We start from the raw sequence: 16,178 nt of genomic DNA, 5'->3' as shown, positions 1-16,178 counted from the left end.
AATCTTTTCTTACTCCACCGGCATCTCTTCCACCAGACGTTCCTTCAGCATCTCCAATGCTGCTTTCACAGTATCCAGTCTATTCTCCATCCGGCTTCCATTCCAACGACACTCTTTCACTGTCGTCTTCCCATTCAGATAACATCCAATATATACAAGACCAACCGGCTTTTCTTCTGTTCCACCTCCAGGCCCTGCAATTCCTGTTGCACTTAGTGCCGCATCCGCATTCGCAGCCTTTGCCGCACCCTCAGCCATCTCATGCGCTGTCTGTTCACTCACGGCACCGTAAGTTTCAAGTGTCTCATGAGAAACGTGAATTAGACGTTCCTTTGCCTCATTCGAATACGTAACATATCCCTCGTTCAGCACATCCGATGCTCCTGCCACATTGACTAACGTTCCTGCAATCAATCCACCTGTACAGGATTCTGCTGTTGTCACATGAAGTTTACGCTCTGCAAGAAGATCTACTACAACTTCTTCCAGACTTTTCTCACCTGCAGTTTTCTCTTTAAAAAACCACTCCAGATACATCTCTTACATGCCTCCCTTTGTAAGAACCTCTCTGTTTGCCCACACATAATCTACCAGAGAAATCACAGTAAGTGCTGTGGCAATCCAGATCAGTACTGTTCCAACCATGTCGAATACACCGCCAAAATCAGCAATCAGAACAATGATCATTGCCATCTGGGATACTGTCTTGAATTTTCCCCAGTAATTTGCTGCGATAACAACGCCATTATCAGATGCTACCAGACGGAAACCACTGATAATAAACTCTCTTGCAATAATAACAATAACAACTGCTGTCGGAAGTTTTCCTGAAGGAATCAGACAGATCATTGCAGAGCAGACAAGAAGTTTATCTGCCAGCGGATCCATAAACTTTCCAAAATTTGTTACAAGATTGTATTTTCTTGCAATCTTACCATCCAGCATATCTGTCAGACTTGCAACAATAAAAAGTACAAGCGCGATCCATTTATTCGCTACTCCGCCTACATCTGTCAACATAAAGAAAACAAAAAACGGAACCATAATCACACGTAATACTGTTAATTTGTTTGGTAAATTCATACTACATCAACTCTCCTATCAAATCATAATCTAATGCTCCGGTCACTTTAACCTTTGCAAAATCTCCGGAAATCAATTCTACGTCAGTATTGATAAAGATCAGGCCGTCTACATTCGGTGCATCACGATAAGTTCTTCCAACGTAGGCATTCTCATCTGCGACTTTACCTTCGATCATGACAAGAACTTCTCTTCCAATCATGTCTTCCGCTTTATCGAATGCAATTTCCTGCTGAAGTTCCATGATATCTGCCTGACGATCCTCTTTCACTTCTTCATCAATCTGATCTTCGAATGTGGCTGCCGGTGTATCTTCCTCCGGAGAATACGTAAATGCTCCAAGACGATCAAACTCAAGTGTGTCAATGAATTCCATCACCTCTTCATGCTGCTCCTGCGTCTCTCCCGGAAAGCCTGTGATCAGTGTTGTTCTAAGACAGATATCCGGAATTTCCTTACGAAGCTTCTGCACAATGTCGATCAGCTCCTGTTTTGAAGTTCTGCGTCCCATTCTCTTCAAGATGGTATCATTCGCATGCTGGATTGGGAGATCAAGATAATGACAGATCTTCGGTTCTTCTTTCATTACCTGGATCAGTTCATCTGTAATTTCCTCCGGATAACAATATAAAATACGGATCCAACGGATTCCACTGATCTTGCAAAGTTCACGGAGCAGCTTTGGAAGAGATTTCTCTCCATAAAGATCTTTTCCATAAAGCGTTGTCTCCTGAGCAACAAGAATCAATTCTTTTACGCCCTGCTCTGCCAGATCCTGTGCTTCTTTCAGAAGGCGTTCCATCGGTACACTTCTAAAGTTTCCACGGATTTTCGGAATGATGCAGTACGTACAATGTTTGTCACATCCTTCTGCAATCTTCAGATATGCAAAATGTCCTCCTGTTGTTACAAGACGCTTCGTCTCCGGCAACGGAAGAGCATCAAGGTCGGCTGTCATAACTTCATGCTGTCCGGCAAGTGCCGCATCTACCGCATCCAGGATGCGATCATACGCCGTTGTTCCAAGAACTTCATCTACCTCCGGAATCTCATCAAGAATCTCCTGACGATAACGCTCTGCCATACATCCTGTAACGATCAATGCCTTTGCACTGCCATTCTTCTTATATTCTGCCATCTCAAGAATATTCTGGATGCTTTCTTCTTTCGCATCATGGATAAAACAACAGGTGTTGATCACAATAATATCAGCCTCCTGTTCATCATTCGTCATCTCGTAACCTCTTGAAGCAAGCATTCCAAGCATCACTTCTGTATCCACCAGATTTTTATCACATCCTAAGGATATAAAAAGTATCTTCATATATTAGTAAAACCTCCTGGTCATCCTTTCTAAAAAAAATAAATAAATCTCACCTTCTGTGCATCATTTCATACATTCCATGCATGCACAAAACGTTCAACAACAACGTCAAAAGAGCAGATTGCATTTTCTGCATCTGCTCCGTTACTGTTCTGATTCTACTCTTCGTCAGTGTCCTCAGGTAAGATCTTAAGCTCACCTTCATTCAGTTCTTCGATTGCAATGGAAAGCGGCTTCTGTCCGTCTTTCACAGGTACAAGCGGAAGTTCCCCGGCAATCAGCTGTCTTGCACGCTTAGATGTAGCCATTACGATAGAATAACGGCTGTTTACAACCTTAGAATCTCCCTCTTCAACGTCTTTGTTAACTACTTTCATCAAGTCAGTATAAGATGGATGCAGCATATTAATTTTCTCCTTTCAACTCTTCCAATTCTTCTTTTATGTCATTCATAAAATTCACATTGCGTGAACTTCTGTGGTGTTCTCCCTGGATAATAGAATGCATCTCTTCAACACAATCATCCAGTTCATCATTCACGACAAGATAGTCATAAGCACTCATTCCCTCTGCCTCTTCACAGGCACGGTTCATTCTGGACTCAATAACCTCCATCGTCTCTGTCCCTCTTCCTACCAGACGGGACTTCAGTTCTCTGGCATTCGGCGGTGTCACAAACATCAGAAGCGTATCCGGGAACTTTTCTTTCACTTTCAGTGCTCCCTGAATCTCAATCTCAAGAATCACATCTTTCCCTTCATCCAACATCTTCTCAACATATGCACGCGGTGTGCCATAATAGTTTTCCACGTATTTAGCATACTCTATCAATTCATTATTGGCAATCATTTTTTCAAATTTCTCCCTGGAAAGGAAGAAATATTCTCTGCCATCTACTTCCCCGTCACGTGGACCTCTTGTTGTCGCAGAGATGGATAAAGCATAATTCTCCGGATATTTTCTCATTAATTCTTTCATCAATGTACCTTTTCCGGCTCCTGAGAATCCGGATACGACAATCAAAATACCTTTCTTATTCATGATCCTGCCCTCTTTTACTCTATTCTATATTCTGTATCTGCTCTCTGATCTTCTCAATCTCTGTCTTCAGACTGATCGCATGATTGGAAACCTCAATATCATTCGCTTTAGATAAAATCGTATTTGCTTCGCGATTCATCTCCTGCGCAATGAAATCCAGCTTACGGCCGATTCCTTCTTTCTCCTCCAATGTTGCTCTCATATGCTGAATATGGCTCTTCAACCGCACAACTTCCTCATCTGTACAGATCTTATCTGCATACAGAATCACTTCTGCTGCCAGGCGGTTTTCTTCCATCTGTGTATCTGCCAGTAACTCAGCCACTTTCTCTTCCAGCTTCTGTCGGTATTCTGCCACAATCTGTGGAGAACGTTCTTCTACCGCAGAGACTTCCTGCTCCAGAAATGTAAGCTTCGCAAGAATATCTTTCTTCAGGTTCTCACCCTCTGTTATTCTCGTCTCAACAAACTGTGTAAAAGCCCCTTCCAGTGCTTTCTTCAGTCCATTCCAAAGCTCCTCTTCATCTTCCACTTGCTCTTCCATCGTAAGAACTTCCGGAAATCTTGCAAGTGCAGATACGCTGATGTCATTTTCCAGCCCGAATTCTTCTTCCATCTGCTTAAAATATTTCACATATTCTGCCGCGATCAATGGATTATATTTCACAGAGCTCTGCGCCTGTGACAGATCTTCATATGTAATAAAGATATCAACTTTCCCGCGGTTCGCATAAGACTTCAGAAGTGCCCGGATGGATGTTTCAAAAAAATTAAGTTTCTTCGGCATTCTGATGTTCACATCAAGATAACGGTGGTTTACACTCTTTAACTCAACGGTAAACTTCTTGGAATCCTGCTGAATCTCACATCTGCCAAAGCCTGTCATACTTTTGATCATTGTCTTCATCCTCTGTTTACTATAATCTAATCTATTATACATCAAATGTTTGTAAATGGTCAACAAGTCTTTTATAAAGATTCGATTTATGTTACAATAAAAAAACATGAAAACAAACGTTACTGTTCACTCCCGTGTCAATCACTCCGCTGATTGACACGGGAGTGAACAATAACAAACAAACCTTTTATTCAGGAGGAAACAACTATGGCTTTTGATGGAATCGTTGTAGCGAGTCTCGCCAGCGAATTAAAACATAAATTATTAAACGGAAGAATTTCAAAGATTGCACAACCGGAAGCGGATGAGCTTCTTCTGACAGTCAAATCAACGGAAGGTCAGTATCGTCTGTCGATTTCGGCGGATGCTTCTCTTCCGCTGGTCTATCTGACCTCGAAGAATAAGCCAAGTCCGATGACTGCCCCAAACTTCTGTATGCTTCTCCGTAAACATATCAGCGGCGGCCGCATTGTTGATATCTGGCAGCCGGGACTTGAGCGTATCATTCATTTTACGATTGAACATCTCGACGAACTTGGTGACCTTTGCCGGAAAGACCTGATCGTTGAAATTATGGGAAAGCACAGCAATATCATTTTCTGTAACGATCAGGGTAAGATCATTGACAGTATCAAACATGTATCTGCACAGATGAGTTCTGTCCGGGAAGTTCTTCCGGGAAGAGAGTATTTCATTCCGGACACCATGCAGAAAGTAGATCCACTCACCGTAACTTCTGAAGAATTTGCAGCACATTTGACAGGTAAACCAATGCCACTTGCCAAAGCAATTTATACAAGTTTTACCGGAATCAGTCCTGTAACTGCGGAGGAAATCTGCTCCCTTGCAGGAATGGATTCTTCTGTCCCGGCCCAGGAGTATTCTGCTGATATTTTACTTCATCTATATACACAGTTTGAGATTTATTTATCCGCGATCAAAGAAGATACCTTTTCACCCGGTATTTATTTCGATGGAAAAGAGCCAAAAGAATTCTCTGCTCTTCCACTGAGTCATTTTGTCAACTATACAAGGGTAGAATATGATTCTGTTTCCGAAGTACTTGAGACTTATTATTCGACACGCAGTCTCATTACCCGCATCCGACAAAAATCGGTTGATCTGCGTCACGTAGTTCAGACTGCATTAGAACGAAACCGAAAAAAATATGACTTGCAGCTGCGTCAGCTGAAAGACACAGAAAATCGTGAAAAATTTAAAGTGTACGGCGAATTGATCAACACTTATGGATACAATCTGGAAGAAGGTGCAAAGACTCTTGAATGTCTGAACTATTACACCAATGAAATGGTATCCATTCCGATGGATCCATTAAAAACACCACAGGAGAACTCCCAGCGTTATTTGCAAATATAACAAGCAAAAACGTACTTTTGAAGCACTTTCTGTTCTTTGCAAAGAGACATTGGACGAGATCACTTATCTGGAATCCATTCAGACGGCACTTGATATTGCACTGACAGAAGATGATCTTGCCGAAATCAAAGAAGAGCTCACAAACTCCGGTTATATCCGCAGAAAATACACAAAGAAAAAAGTCAAGCTCAAAAACAAACCACTCCATTACATTTCCAGTGACGGTTATCATATGTATGTCGGAAAGAACAATCTTCAGAATGAAGAACTGACGTTCCACTTTGCAGTCGGAAATGACTGGTGGTTCCATGCAAAACAAGCTCCGGGATCCCATGTCATTGTCAAAACACATGGGGATGAACTTCCGGACCGTACATTCGAAGAAGCAGCCAGACTTGCAGCTTATTATTCCAGCATGCGTGGTTCCGATAAAGTTGAGATTGACTACGTGGAGAAAAAACAGGTCAAAAAACCAAATGGTGGGAAGCCTGGATTTGTCGTCTATTATACAAATTACTCCATGGTGATTGACAGCGATATCAGCAATATAGAAGAACTTGAGTAATATGAAACCTGTATAATATGAAATAAGTGGTAATAACAAAAAGAAGGAAGACTTCAGCGGCATGTGCCCGGTCTGAAGCTTCCTTCTTTTTATATACCATCAACCATAGAATTTCTGACAACGTTTCTTTTATTTCGCAGAATTCTTTATTTCATCCGGAACATGGATTTCATCCACCTTGTTATAGTCCGTAAACTGAAGCACGATCGAATAAAGATTTACTTTCGTAGTCTCTCCGTAAGACTTATATAAATCTCCCATTACATCACTCATGTCTACAACGATCTTCGCCGGAAGCAGTTCTTCTTTGTAAATGTCAAAAATAACAGGGATTTTCAAATTACGGATTGCATCCTCCTCCGGGAGTTTCACCAGATGATATGCTTCTACCATCTCTTTGCCAAGAAGACCCATAAGCTCCGTTCCTGTTACATCGCCATACAACTGATAACATGCCTTGCCATTTACTGTTGTCTCCTGCTCGGATAGGTGGAAAGACTCAAGCGCTTTCCCCTCCTGCGCGAAAATATTTCCGTCAATACCAAGGTGATTCTCGTTGCTTCCTTCTGCACTCTCTTTCTTCCAGGATCCATTCGTGCCACTATATGTCACTTGTTTTCCGTCTTCCTCCACCTGATAAAGTTCCAGATCTGCAGATACCTCAGAATCTTTGATCGTCACCCTGGCAGTTCCTTTCGCATAACCGGCCGGAGGCTCTGTCGTGTTCTCCAGATCCATCTCCATGTTTACTTCCATCAGATCTAAAATATCAGACATCTGAATTGCCAGCTCCACATGGTTTGCTGAAGAAGTTACTTTCTGCATATTTTCTGAAGACTGACGAAAAATCTTCTTTGCATTCATCTTCCCGGCACATCCGGAACAAAACAGCATAACTATAACGGATGCTATCAGTAACTGTATAGATAACAGCTTCTTGTAATATCCACTCTTGTTTCTCTCTTCTGTTATTTTATTTTTCAAGCTCTGTTTGACTCTAAAAGCCTTCCACACAATGCATTACTCCCGTCCTGCCAGATAATCAATAAACTGCTGTGCTGTTCTTCCAGACAAACCGCCATGAGACAGTTCCCATGCATTCGCCTCAAGAAGCAGCTGCTCTTCCGGCATATTGATTCCATTCTTTTTCGCAAGCACACGTACGATCTCCTGGAATGCCTTCTTATCCGGTGAACCGAAATAAATCGTAACGCCAAATCTTGCAACCAATGACAGCTTCTCCTGTACTGTATCATTTGTATGCATATCTTCATCTCTGTCCTGCTTATCGCGGAATGTCTCACGGATCAGATGACGGCGGTTTGATGTCGCATAGATCAACACATTCTTCGGTTTCTTCTCCAGACCACCTTCGATCACTGCTTTCAAATATTTGTATTCAATTTCAAATTCTTCAAAAGAAAGATCATCCATATAAATAATGAATTTATAATTTCTATTCTTAATCTGAGCGATTACATCATTCAGATCCTGGAACTGGTGTTTATACACCTCAATCATGCGAAGTCCCTGGTTATAATACTGATTTAAAATAGCCTTGATCGAGGAAGATTTTCCTGTTCCGGCATCTCCGAACATCAGACAGTTATTTGCTTTCTTTCCTTCTACAAATGCTTTCGTGTTGTCAACCAGCTTTTTCTTTGCATCTTCATAACCTACAAGATCATCAAGATGTACATGAGCAATGTTTGTGATCGGAATGATCTCCACATCAGAATTCTCCGGATGTTCCACACGAAATGCCTTGTGAAGTCCAAGTTTACCAACTCCAAATTCCTTATAAAACTGTGTCAGTGTACGCTTGAAATGATCCACATTCTGCGTCGCGGCAAGGGCACGGCTGAGATCACAGATTCTGTCCCTGACACGACGGTTGAACACTTTACCGCCACTGTTACCACTCTTATAATCCATGATGATCTTCAGGCAGTCAGCGTCCAAACTCTTTTCCAGTTCCTCAAAATCATAGTCAAACATTTCCTTAAAAATAGCAAAATCATGAAGTGCTATCTCATTCAGACTACCTTCAATCTCTCCTACAATCTCACAGGAAGTGCTGTATGCATTCTCATCACTTGCAAGAAGAAATGTCAGATAAGTATGCCACAGATTTCCTTCAAAGCCGTGGCTTACTGATAATTCCAAAAGTTCATTGATACAATCAAAAAGAAGTCCTCTTAAATCTTCTTTGTTATAAAATTCACTTTCATAATTATCGATCAGAAATGTGATATCCTTTAAAATCTCCCCATATTCCATGTTTTTATACAGCATCAGTTCGTTTGTACGCATTCTAAATAACCTCTTTTCCAGTAAATCCCTCCGGAGCTTTCGCTCCACCTGCTCTGTATTCTGTTTTTCTATCTATTCTAATATCTAGTAATTTCCAAGAATTCTCAAATTCGTTGCTTCTTCTCTCAGTCCACGCAATGCATTCTTCACTGCTGCATCCTCCAGACTTCCATCAAAATCTACAAAGAAACGATATTCCCACTGTTTTCCTTTCACAGGTCTTGATTCAATCTTTGTCATATTTATATTATTGTATACAAAATGTGACAGAAGATCATAAAGAGAACCACTCTGAGCCCCACTCTGATGCGGAAGTTCGAATTCAATACTGATCTTTGACGCATGCTTCAGATAAACCTTCTGATTTGTCACCACGATAAAGCGTGTACAGTTATCCGGCTCGTCATTTATATTATCTGCAAGAACTTCCAACCCATGAATCTTCGCCGCATAGGCACTACATACAGCTGCCTGTGCCTTATCGCCATCTTTTACTACTTTCTGCGCAGCGATTGCCGTATTGACTACACTGATCTGCTGCCAGTCTGCATGGTCATTCAAAAACCCAGTCGTCTGCATAAGGGCTTCTGCTTTCGAATAAACACGTTTGATATCTGTAAGTGTTGTTCCCGGAAGTCCTGACAAAGTATGCACTACCGGAAGGATCGTCTCAGCAACAATATAATTCTCAAATTCATCCAGAAGATCATACATCTCGTTCACCGGACCTGCAGATGAATTTTCAATCGGAAGAACCGCATAATCCGCAGCACCTTCTTCAATCGCAGTCATTGCATCACGGAATGTTCTTACATGAAAGCAATTCACATCTTCTCCAAAGAACTGATGCATTGCTGCTTCTCCGTAAGCACCTTCTGTTCCCTGGAACACAACTCTGGCAGTATCCTTCTCAAGAGAATCAATCTGAATAAAAGGAAGCCTTCCAAGTGCTCCTGCTTCTACGAGCTTCTGATACTGCAGTTTTCTGCTCATAGACATCAGCTGCGTATATAATTCACGAACTCCGTTCTTATCAAAATCATTGTCAACCTTTGATGCCACATCTGCAAGTTTCTCCTGCTCCCGCTGCCGGTCATACACTTTACGTCCGGCTTTCACCTTATAATCTCCAACTTCACGGCAGACATTCATTCTCTTCTGATAAAGTTCTACCATCTGGTTATCTATCTTGTCGAGCTCTACTCTCAGTTCTTCAAGTGTTGCCATCCTAACTTCTCCTTACTAAAAAACTCCATCCATACTGCATCTCTTTTATACTGATTTGTAACACAATTAATATAGTAAAAACACTGCATGAACAGTACCAAGTATAATACATTTTTTCCACAAAATCTATCCTTTGAAAAAAGTTTATTTTCCTGTTGAAAATCTTCTCGTTTTAGTATATCATAGTATGGAATACGAGAACAATCGGTTTTATCTGATTCAAGCGTCTCGAAAAAACATTGGGAGGTATACAAATGAACGTTTCTGATTGTATCAAGATGCGCAGAAGCATAAGAAAATATAAACCTGATCATATTGATCATTCTATTATTGATTCTATTATTTCTATTGCTTCCTATTCTCCGTCTTGGAAAAACACACAGATCACTCGTTATATTGCAATTGAAGACCCCTCTATTCTCAAAAAGATCGCTGATGATTATACCCCTGTTTACAATTCTAATATTATCCGTCAAATTCCTATGCTGGTTGCTGTTACTTTTATCAAAAGCAGATCCGGTTTTGAACGTGACGGATCCTACAGCACAAAAAAGGGGGACAGATGGCAGATGTTTGACGTTGGTGTTGCCTGCCAGTCTTTCTGTCTTGCTGCAAAAGAACAGGGACTTGGTACTGTGATCATGGGCATCTTTGATGAAGAAAAAATTACAGAACTTTTAGAGATTCCGCCAGAGAGGGAACTGGCAGCTCTGATTGCAGTCGGCTGGCCGGATGATGATCCGCAAGCACCTAAGAGAAAAGCCGTTACTGATCTACTAGAATATAAATAATGTGATTCAATCACACAAGGAGGTTACTTATGAGACATTTAATGAGCCCACTGGACTTCTCAGTGGAAGAACTGGACGAACTGTTGAAACTTGCGCAGGATATTGAGGCACATCCTGACAAATACGCACATGCCTGCGACGGAAAGAAACTTGCGACTTTATTCTATGAGCCAAGTACTCGTACACGTTTAAGCCATGAAGCCGCAATGCTGAACCTTGGAGGAAGCGTTATGGGATTCTCTTCCGCAAGCTCCAGTTCTGCTTCAAAAGGAGAAAGTGTATCTGATACAATCCGTACAATCTCCTGCTACGCAGATATCTGTGCAATGAGACACCCAAAAGAAGGTGCTCCGATGGTTGCCTGCCAGCATTCTAAAATTCCGGTGATCAACGCAGGAGACGGTGGACACCAGCACCCGACACAGACACTGACAGACCTTCTCACAATCCTTAACGTAAAAGGAAGACTTGACAACATGACAATCGGTCTGTGTGGTGACTTAAAATTCGGTCGTACTGTTCACTCACTGATCACAGCACTCGTGAGATACACAGGCATCCGTTTTGTGCTGATCTCTCCAGAAGAATTAAGACTTCCGGAATACATCCGTCATGATGTACTTGACAAGATGAACATTCCTTACGAAGAAGTTGTACGTCTGGAAGAAGCAATGCCAAAACTTGATATTCTGTACATGACACGTGTTCAGAAAGAACGTTTCTTCAACGAAGAGGACTATGTACGTATGAAAGACTTCTACATTCTCGACAAGGAGAAAATGAAACTCGCTCCGGAAGATATGTATATTCTTCATCCGCTTCCGCGTGTAAATGAAATCTCTGTTGACGTTGATGACGATCCACGTGCTGCTTATTTCCGTCAGGTTCAGTACGGAGTATATGTGCGTATGGCTCTGATCCTTACACTTTTGGATATTCACGTTGACTAATATAATCATATTTCATAGTACGAAAGGGGTAACAAAATGTTAGAAAATACATTAACTGTAGGACGCATCTCTGAAGGATTCGTTCTTGACCACATTGAAGCCGGCAAAAGCATGGAGATTTATAAATACCTTCACCTGGATAAATTAGACTGCTGTGTTGCCATCATCAAAAATGCAAAAAGTAATAAAATGGGCAAAAAAGATATCATGAAGATTGAATGCCCGATCGATTTCATGGATCTTGATATTCTCGGATTCATCGATCACAACATTACTGTAAATATTATTGAAAACGGAGAGATCATCTCCAAGAAACCTCTGACTCTTCCTAAGAAGATCAAAAATGTGATCCGCTGCAAGAACCCAAGATGTATCACATCAATCGAGCAGGGACTTGATCATGTATTTGTACTGACTGATGAAGAGAATCAGGTATACAGATGCCAGTACTGCGAGGAAAAATATAGCCGCAGATAATCCATCGTTTATCTATCTATATCAGATGTGGGATTGACTCCCACATCTAATATAAGAGCCAGAACAGTTACCATATGTGGTATCTATCCTGGCTCTTATAAATTTAACACTCTTCTGCAATTTTGTAAATCAGCTTCTCTGTATCTTCCCATCCCAGACATGGATCTGTAATAGATTTTCCGTAAGTCATATGATCGCAGATCTTCTGATTTCCTTCTTCAATGTAACTCTCGATCATAACTCCCTTGACCATCTTCTTCACATCATCATTGTATCTTCTGCTGTGAAGAATTTCGCTGACAATACGAATTTGTTCTTTGAACTGCTTATTGGAGTTGGAATGGTTCGCATCAATGATCGCTGCCGGGTTTTTCAGGTCTTTCTTCGCATAAACATCTACCAAACGGACAAGATCCTCATAATGGTAGTTCGGAATACAGGTTCCATATTTGTCAACACCACCACGAAGAATTACATGTGCAAGATCATTTCCTTCTGTTGTAACATCCATTCCTCTGTAAATGAAGTTATGAGAGTTCTGAGCAGCAATTACGGAGTTCATCATAACTGAAAAGTCTCCACTGGTCGGGTTCTTCATACCAACCGGAATGTCCATTCCACTGGCTGTCAGACGGTGCTGCTGGTTCTCTACCGAACGGGCACCGATTGCCTCATAAGAAAGGATATCGTCAAGATAGCTTCTGTTCTCCGGATAAAGCATCTCGTCTGCGGATGTCAGTCCTGTCTCTTTGATCGCGCGGATATGCATTCTGCGGATTGCAATGATACCCTCAAGAAGGTTTGGAGCCTGATCCGGATCCGGCTGATGGAGCATTCCCTTATATCCTTCTCCTGTTGTACGTGGTTTGTTTGTATAAATACGAGGAATGATCATCAGACGGTCTGATACCTTCTCGTTCACTTTTGCAAGACGATTCACATAGTCGCACACAGAATCTTCATTGTCTGCGGAACATGGTCCCACGATAACAACAAATTTATCGGATTTTCCTTCAAAAATCTCCCGAATCTCCGCATCACGTTTCTTCTTGATCTCTGCCAGTTCTTTCGGAAGCGGGTATTCCGCCTTCAGGTTTGCAGGTAATGGTAATTCTGCATTAATTTTCATTCCCATGTCTTAATTCCTCCGTTGTCTGTCTCTTGCAAAAGAATCTATCTCAAATGACTTCTTCCGCATTATTAATAACTAAAATACAAAAGGAGTTTCTAAACAGAAACTCCCTCCATTGATTGAGCAAAACGATAAGCCGGGTTATGTCGTTGAACAATCATCTATCTAGGCGCCGCGTTACCGCTGCGCTCAAGCGACCCACCTTAAGCGTGACGGGCAGCCACATTGCTTATATTCGGTCTTGCTTCGGATGGGGTTTACATGTGCCCTTCCTGTTACCAGCAAGGCGGTAGTCTCTTACACTGCCTTTCCACCCTTACCTGCACAAAATGCACAGGCGGTTTATTTCTGTTGCACTGGCCTGGGAGTCACCTCCACCGGACGTTATCCGGCATCCTGCCCTATGAAGCCCGGACTTTCCTCACCTGCGGCCTTTCGGCACTTGCAGCCGCGATTGTCTGTCTTACTCAACACAGTTTTCAATTATACTAAGAAATCTCTCTGTTGTCCACTGTTTTCAAGATTTTCTTCTTGATTTTTATTAATCAAGTTACTGTTCACTCATCATTTTCGAATTCTTACAGCCCTTCATCTACGATAAGATTTGTTCCATCTGCTGCAGTTGTCGCAAGCTCATCGCATCTTTCATTCTGCGGATGTCCATCATGCCCCTTTACCCAGTGAAATGTTACGCTATGTTTCTGCTTTGCTTCTAACAGACGTTTCCAAAGGTCTACATTCTTCACCGGTTCATTCTTCCCGCGTTTCCATCCCTTCTTGATCCAGCCGTCTACCCAGTGCTGGTTAAACGCATTTACAACATATTGTGAATCCGAATAGACTTCTACTTCACAGGAACGGTTTAAAGCCTCCAGACCTGCAATTACAGCCATTAGCTCCATTCTGTTATTCGTTGTCTTCTCATATCCCTGGGACAATTCCTTCTTATGAAGCTGTCCCTTCGTGTCGACATACTCAAGCACTGTTCCATATCCGCCCGGTCCGTCCGGGTTTCCGCGCGCTGCACCATCTGTATATATTTTTACCAGCATTTTCAATCTCTCCTGTTATTCCATCCTTCTGTTTTTATCTTAATGAAAAAGTATCTACCACCTGTACCACTTCTGGAAGTATATATTCCAGATCTTCCTTTGCCATCTTGGCACTCTCCGGCAGATTGATCATCAATGTCTTCTTTCTGATTCCAGCCTCTGAACGATCCAGAATCACTTTCTTTGTATGACGAAGATTATAAGCCTGAGTGCTTCCGGAATACCTGGAAGCAGACGGTCTGCTGTCTCCCTCACAGCATCCGGCGCACAATGCTTCTCCAGGAATCCAACTGCTCCGGTTGTCAGAACCAGTTCAGCCATTCCCGCATCTGCCAGCTTACAGAGCACTGTTTTCAACATTTCTTTATCCTCTGGAAATGCTTTTGCTGCCCGGACTTCAATCCCAACCTGCTCCAGCATTCTTTTGAGTGATGCTGCCGCTGCCACATCTGCTTTTGCTTTATATGCCCCTGTATCTAATGATAAAATAACCGCTCTCATCTTCTGTCTGCCCCTTTCTTAATTCTACTATGATCTCCACTCGTACTTTCTCATTATACAGAACAATAAACTTTTGTGCAACTAGAACAAAGAATGTGCCTCGGCACCGCATTTGTCAAGTGTTACTGCATATATTTTTTAAAAAATTTTCAATTCTTTAATTTTATCCAATTTTCCTTTAAAATCATGCAGATTTTCTACTGTGCCAGATCTCAAAATGTATTGAATTACATAGTTGTTGCAACGTCAACTAAGCCTTTAAACTTCAGCTCGTTTAAAGGCTCTTTCTAATATTCAGTTTCTCATCTTATGCCATTCTAACCTCCATTTTTTCTTCTCGAAAGGCTTTATAGACTTCTCCTGCAGTCTTTCCATCAAACATTTTTCTGGCATAGTCATTCATCCATGTTTCGATTTCTTTCACTTCTTTTCTGGTTATATGGTCAAAGTTGACTCCTTTCGGGTAGAAGCGTCTTATAAAACGATTCTGATTTTCGTTTCTGGCACGTTCACAGGAACGATATGCATGACAATAATATACTGTAGTTCTTTTCTTTTTATTTCTTCTTGAGCGTTCTATCCCATCAAAATCACTAAATTCCACCCCATTATCCACAGTTATTGACTTAAATGTTTCTCTGAACTTTTTCTCTCCCATCTCACGTTCCAACCGATCCAACGCACGAACCACCTCATTTGAAGTATGATCTTTTAACGGCTCAACAATTTCCTTCAGACTTTTCCTTTCAGTAAGAACCAGGAAAGTCTTTTTTGATTTTCCTTGAGGACCTACAACACTATCCATTTCCCAGTGTCCGATTGTCTCCCTATTATTTATCTCTTCTGGACGTTGATCTATACTCGTTCCAACACTTGCCCGTTTTTGCTTTTTTATCTTATGATTTTTTCTTTTCTTTCTTCTTGGCATTGGCATATCAGCCATTGTTATATTGTAGAACATGCCCGATCGAACATAATTATACAGCGTACTCAGACACACATCTGTATCAAAAGTCAAGTTTTCACGACGGATATCATATAAAGCCACCTGCAGAGATTTCTTTTCTTCCAAGATTTTCTGTTCAATATATTCAACAAATTTATAATCTTTTCCAAGTTTCAACCCCTTACCATGGGCAAGTTTATTTTTATCGCATATCTCTTGTGCAAGATCAGAACTGTAACGTTCTTCTTCTATCCAATTGGTATCTCTATGTACATACTTCCCCTTTTGTAATTCCCTCCAAATTGTTGAATAGTTCTTATCTAATTGCTCTGCTATTTCTCGAATGCTATGTCCTGCTCTCATCAGAGCCTCAATCTGTATACGGTCATAATTTGTTATATGTTTATATTTTTTCATGTGATATCAAACCAACCTTTATATGAAAATCATTTTTCTACAAGAATACATGTATACAAAATACTATGTAATACTTTCATTTCA

The 16,178-nt window shown here is 41.3% G+C and carries 19 protein-coding genes and 1 other RNA gene; 5 read left to right on the top strand and 15 right to left on the bottom strand.

The genetic code is table 11. The annotated features are described in order from the left end of the window. Positions 1 to 9 precede the first annotated feature (9 nt). The 6 genes from DXB52_RS02825 to DXB52_RS02800 all read right to left on the bottom strand — a co-directional run bounded on the left by DXB52_RS02825 (position 10) and on the right by DXB52_RS02800 (position 4,346). Positions 10 to 537, bottom strand: a complete 528-nt coding sequence (locus tag DXB52_RS02825) for a CinA family protein (protein WP_118106463.1) — start codon at positions 535 to 537, stop codon at positions 10 to 12. Positions 538 to 540: 3 nt separating this feature from the next. Then, a complete protein-coding gene (gene pgsA, locus DXB52_RS02820) occupies positions 541 to 1,083 on the bottom strand; it encodes a CDP-diacylglycerol--glycerol-3-phosphate 3-phosphatidyltransferase (RefSeq protein WP_118106461.1) in 543 nt (180 codons plus the stop codon). Between the two features lies 1 nt (position 1,084). Further along, positions 1,085 to 2,407 carry a 30S ribosomal protein S12 methylthiotransferase RimO gene (rimO, locus tag DXB52_RS02815; protein WP_055156636.1) on the bottom strand — a complete coding sequence of 441 codons (1,323 nt, stop codon included), beginning with the start codon at positions 2,405 to 2,407 and terminating at the stop codon, positions 1,085 to 1,087. Between the two features lie 158 nt (positions 2,408 to 2,565). Then, positions 2,566 to 2,811 carry a DNA-directed RNA polymerase subunit omega gene (rpoZ, locus tag DXB52_RS02810; protein ID WP_020435635.1) on the bottom strand — a complete coding sequence of 82 codons (246 nt, stop codon included), beginning with the start codon at positions 2,809 to 2,811 and terminating at the stop codon, positions 2,566 to 2,568. A 1-nt stretch (position 2,812) separates the two neighbouring features. Further along, entirely contained in the window at positions 2,813 to 3,448 is a 636-nt protein-coding gene (gmk, locus tag DXB52_RS02805; RefSeq protein WP_015529781.1) for a guanylate kinase, read from the bottom strand. A gap of 19 nt (positions 3,449 to 3,467) precedes the next feature. Further along, positions 3,468 to 4,346 carry a YicC/YloC family endoribonuclease gene (locus DXB52_RS02800; protein WP_117861393.1) on the bottom strand — a complete coding sequence of 293 codons (879 nt, stop codon included), beginning with the start codon at positions 4,344 to 4,346 and terminating at the stop codon, positions 3,468 to 3,470. A gap of 207 nt (positions 4,347 to 4,553) precedes the next feature. Here DXB52_RS02800 and DXB52_RS02795 point away from each other — a divergent pair, with 207 nt between their 5' ends. Next, the gene (locus tag DXB52_RS02795; protein ID WP_472519918.1) at positions 4,554 to 5,723 is read left to right on the top strand and encodes an Rqc2 family fibronectin-binding protein; all 1,170 of its coding nucleotides are present in this window, start codon (positions 4,554 to 4,556) and stop codon (positions 5,721 to 5,723) included. A gap of 49 nt (positions 5,724 to 5,772) precedes the next feature. After that, on the top strand, positions 5,773 to 6,288 hold the full coding sequence (locus DXB52_RS16520) for an NFACT RNA binding domain-containing protein (protein WP_472519917.1): 516 nt from the start codon (positions 5,773 to 5,775) through the stop codon (positions 6,286 to 6,288). 129 nt (positions 6,289 to 6,417) lie between these two features. Here DXB52_RS16520 and DXB52_RS02790 read toward each other — a convergent pair whose 3' ends face one another. The 3 genes from DXB52_RS02790 to pheA form a co-directional block, all read right to left on the bottom strand. Next, the gene (locus DXB52_RS02790; protein ID WP_118106459.1) at positions 6,418 to 7,302 is read right to left on the bottom strand and encodes a DUF6612 family protein; all 885 of its coding nucleotides are present in this window, start codon (positions 7,300 to 7,302) and stop codon (positions 6,418 to 6,420) included. Positions 7,303 to 7,308: 6 nt separating this feature from the next. Then, the gene (locus tag DXB52_RS02785) at positions 7,309 to 8,601 is read right to left on the bottom strand and encodes an ATP-binding protein (protein WP_118106457.1); all 1,293 of its coding nucleotides are present in this window, start codon (positions 8,599 to 8,601) and stop codon (positions 7,309 to 7,311) included. 84 nt (positions 8,602 to 8,685) lie between these two features. Next, positions 8,686 to 9,828, bottom strand: a complete 1,143-nt coding sequence (pheA, locus tag DXB52_RS02780) for a prephenate dehydratase (RefSeq protein WP_015529777.1) — start codon at positions 9,826 to 9,828, stop codon at positions 8,686 to 8,688. Positions 9,829 to 10,082: 254 nt separating this feature from the next. On the opposite strand from pheA, the gene DXB52_RS02775 reads away from it, so the two are divergent. The 3 genes from DXB52_RS02775 to DXB52_RS02765 are packed head-to-tail and all read left to right on the top strand — an operon-like array spanning position 10,083 to position 12,046. After that, on the top strand, positions 10,083 to 10,619 hold the full coding sequence (locus tag DXB52_RS02775) for a nitroreductase family protein (RefSeq protein WP_055156642.1): 537 nt from the start codon (positions 10,083 to 10,085) through the stop codon (positions 10,617 to 10,619). Positions 10,620 to 10,648: 29 nt separating this feature from the next. Continuing rightward, positions 10,649 to 11,569: an aspartate carbamoyltransferase gene (pyrB, locus tag DXB52_RS02770; RefSeq protein ID WP_020435641.1), complete on the top strand. Its 921-nt coding sequence runs from the start codon at positions 10,649 to 10,651 to the stop codon at positions 11,567 to 11,569. 36 nt (positions 11,570 to 11,605) lie between these two features. After that, positions 11,606 to 12,046 (top strand): aspartate carbamoyltransferase regulatory subunit, encoded by a 441-nt coding sequence (locus tag DXB52_RS02765; protein ID WP_015529774.1) that lies wholly within the window; start codon positions 11,606 to 11,608, stop codon positions 12,044 to 12,046. A gap of 103 nt (positions 12,047 to 12,149) precedes the next feature. Here the strand turns inward: DXB52_RS02765 and DXB52_RS02760 are convergent, their stop codons facing one another. The 6 genes from DXB52_RS02760 to DXB52_RS02740 all read right to left on the bottom strand — a co-directional run bounded on the left by DXB52_RS02760 (position 12,150) and on the right by DXB52_RS02740 (position 16,094). After that, positions 12,150 to 13,181 carry a 3-deoxy-7-phosphoheptulonate synthase gene (locus tag DXB52_RS02760; RefSeq protein WP_015529773.1) on the bottom strand — a complete coding sequence of 344 codons (1,032 nt, stop codon included), beginning with the start codon at positions 13,179 to 13,181 and terminating at the stop codon, positions 12,150 to 12,152. A 113-nt stretch (positions 13,182 to 13,294) separates the two neighbouring features. After that, positions 13,295 to 13,648: RNase P RNA component class A (gene rnpB, locus DXB52_RS02755), an RNA gene on the bottom strand. A gap of 108 nt (positions 13,649 to 13,756) precedes the next feature. After that, positions 13,757 to 14,230 carry a ribonuclease HI gene (gene rnhA, locus DXB52_RS02750; RefSeq protein ID WP_015529772.1) on the bottom strand — a complete coding sequence of 158 codons (474 nt, stop codon included), beginning with the start codon at positions 14,228 to 14,230 and terminating at the stop codon, positions 13,757 to 13,759. Positions 14,231 to 14,264: 34 nt separating this feature from the next. Further along, a complete protein-coding gene (locus DXB52_RS16515) occupies positions 14,265 to 14,408 on the bottom strand; it encodes a hypothetical protein (protein ID WP_318550678.1) in 144 nt (47 codons plus the stop codon). After that, complete coding sequence (locus tag DXB52_RS02745; RefSeq protein WP_472519916.1) at positions 14,405 to 14,731, bottom strand: molybdopterin-binding protein; 327 nt, start codon at positions 14,729 to 14,731, stop codon at positions 14,405 to 14,407. Before DXB52_RS02745 ends, DXB52_RS16515 begins: the two co-directional genes overlap by 4 nt. Before the next feature lie 307 nt (positions 14,732 to 15,038). Beyond that, positions 15,039 to 16,094 (bottom strand): IS30 family transposase, encoded by a 1,056-nt coding sequence (locus tag DXB52_RS02740; protein ID WP_118106455.1) that lies wholly within the window; start codon positions 16,092 to 16,094, stop codon positions 15,039 to 15,041. Positions 16,095 to 16,178: the final 84 nt, after the last annotated feature.

The organism is Ruminococcus sp. OM04-4AA, assembly GCF_003462585.1.
Classification (GTDB): Bacteria; Bacillota; Clostridia; order Lachnospirales; family Lachnospiraceae; genus Mediterraneibacter; species Mediterraneibacter faecis.
This window is presented reverse-complemented; position numbering and strand designations above follow the sequence as displayed.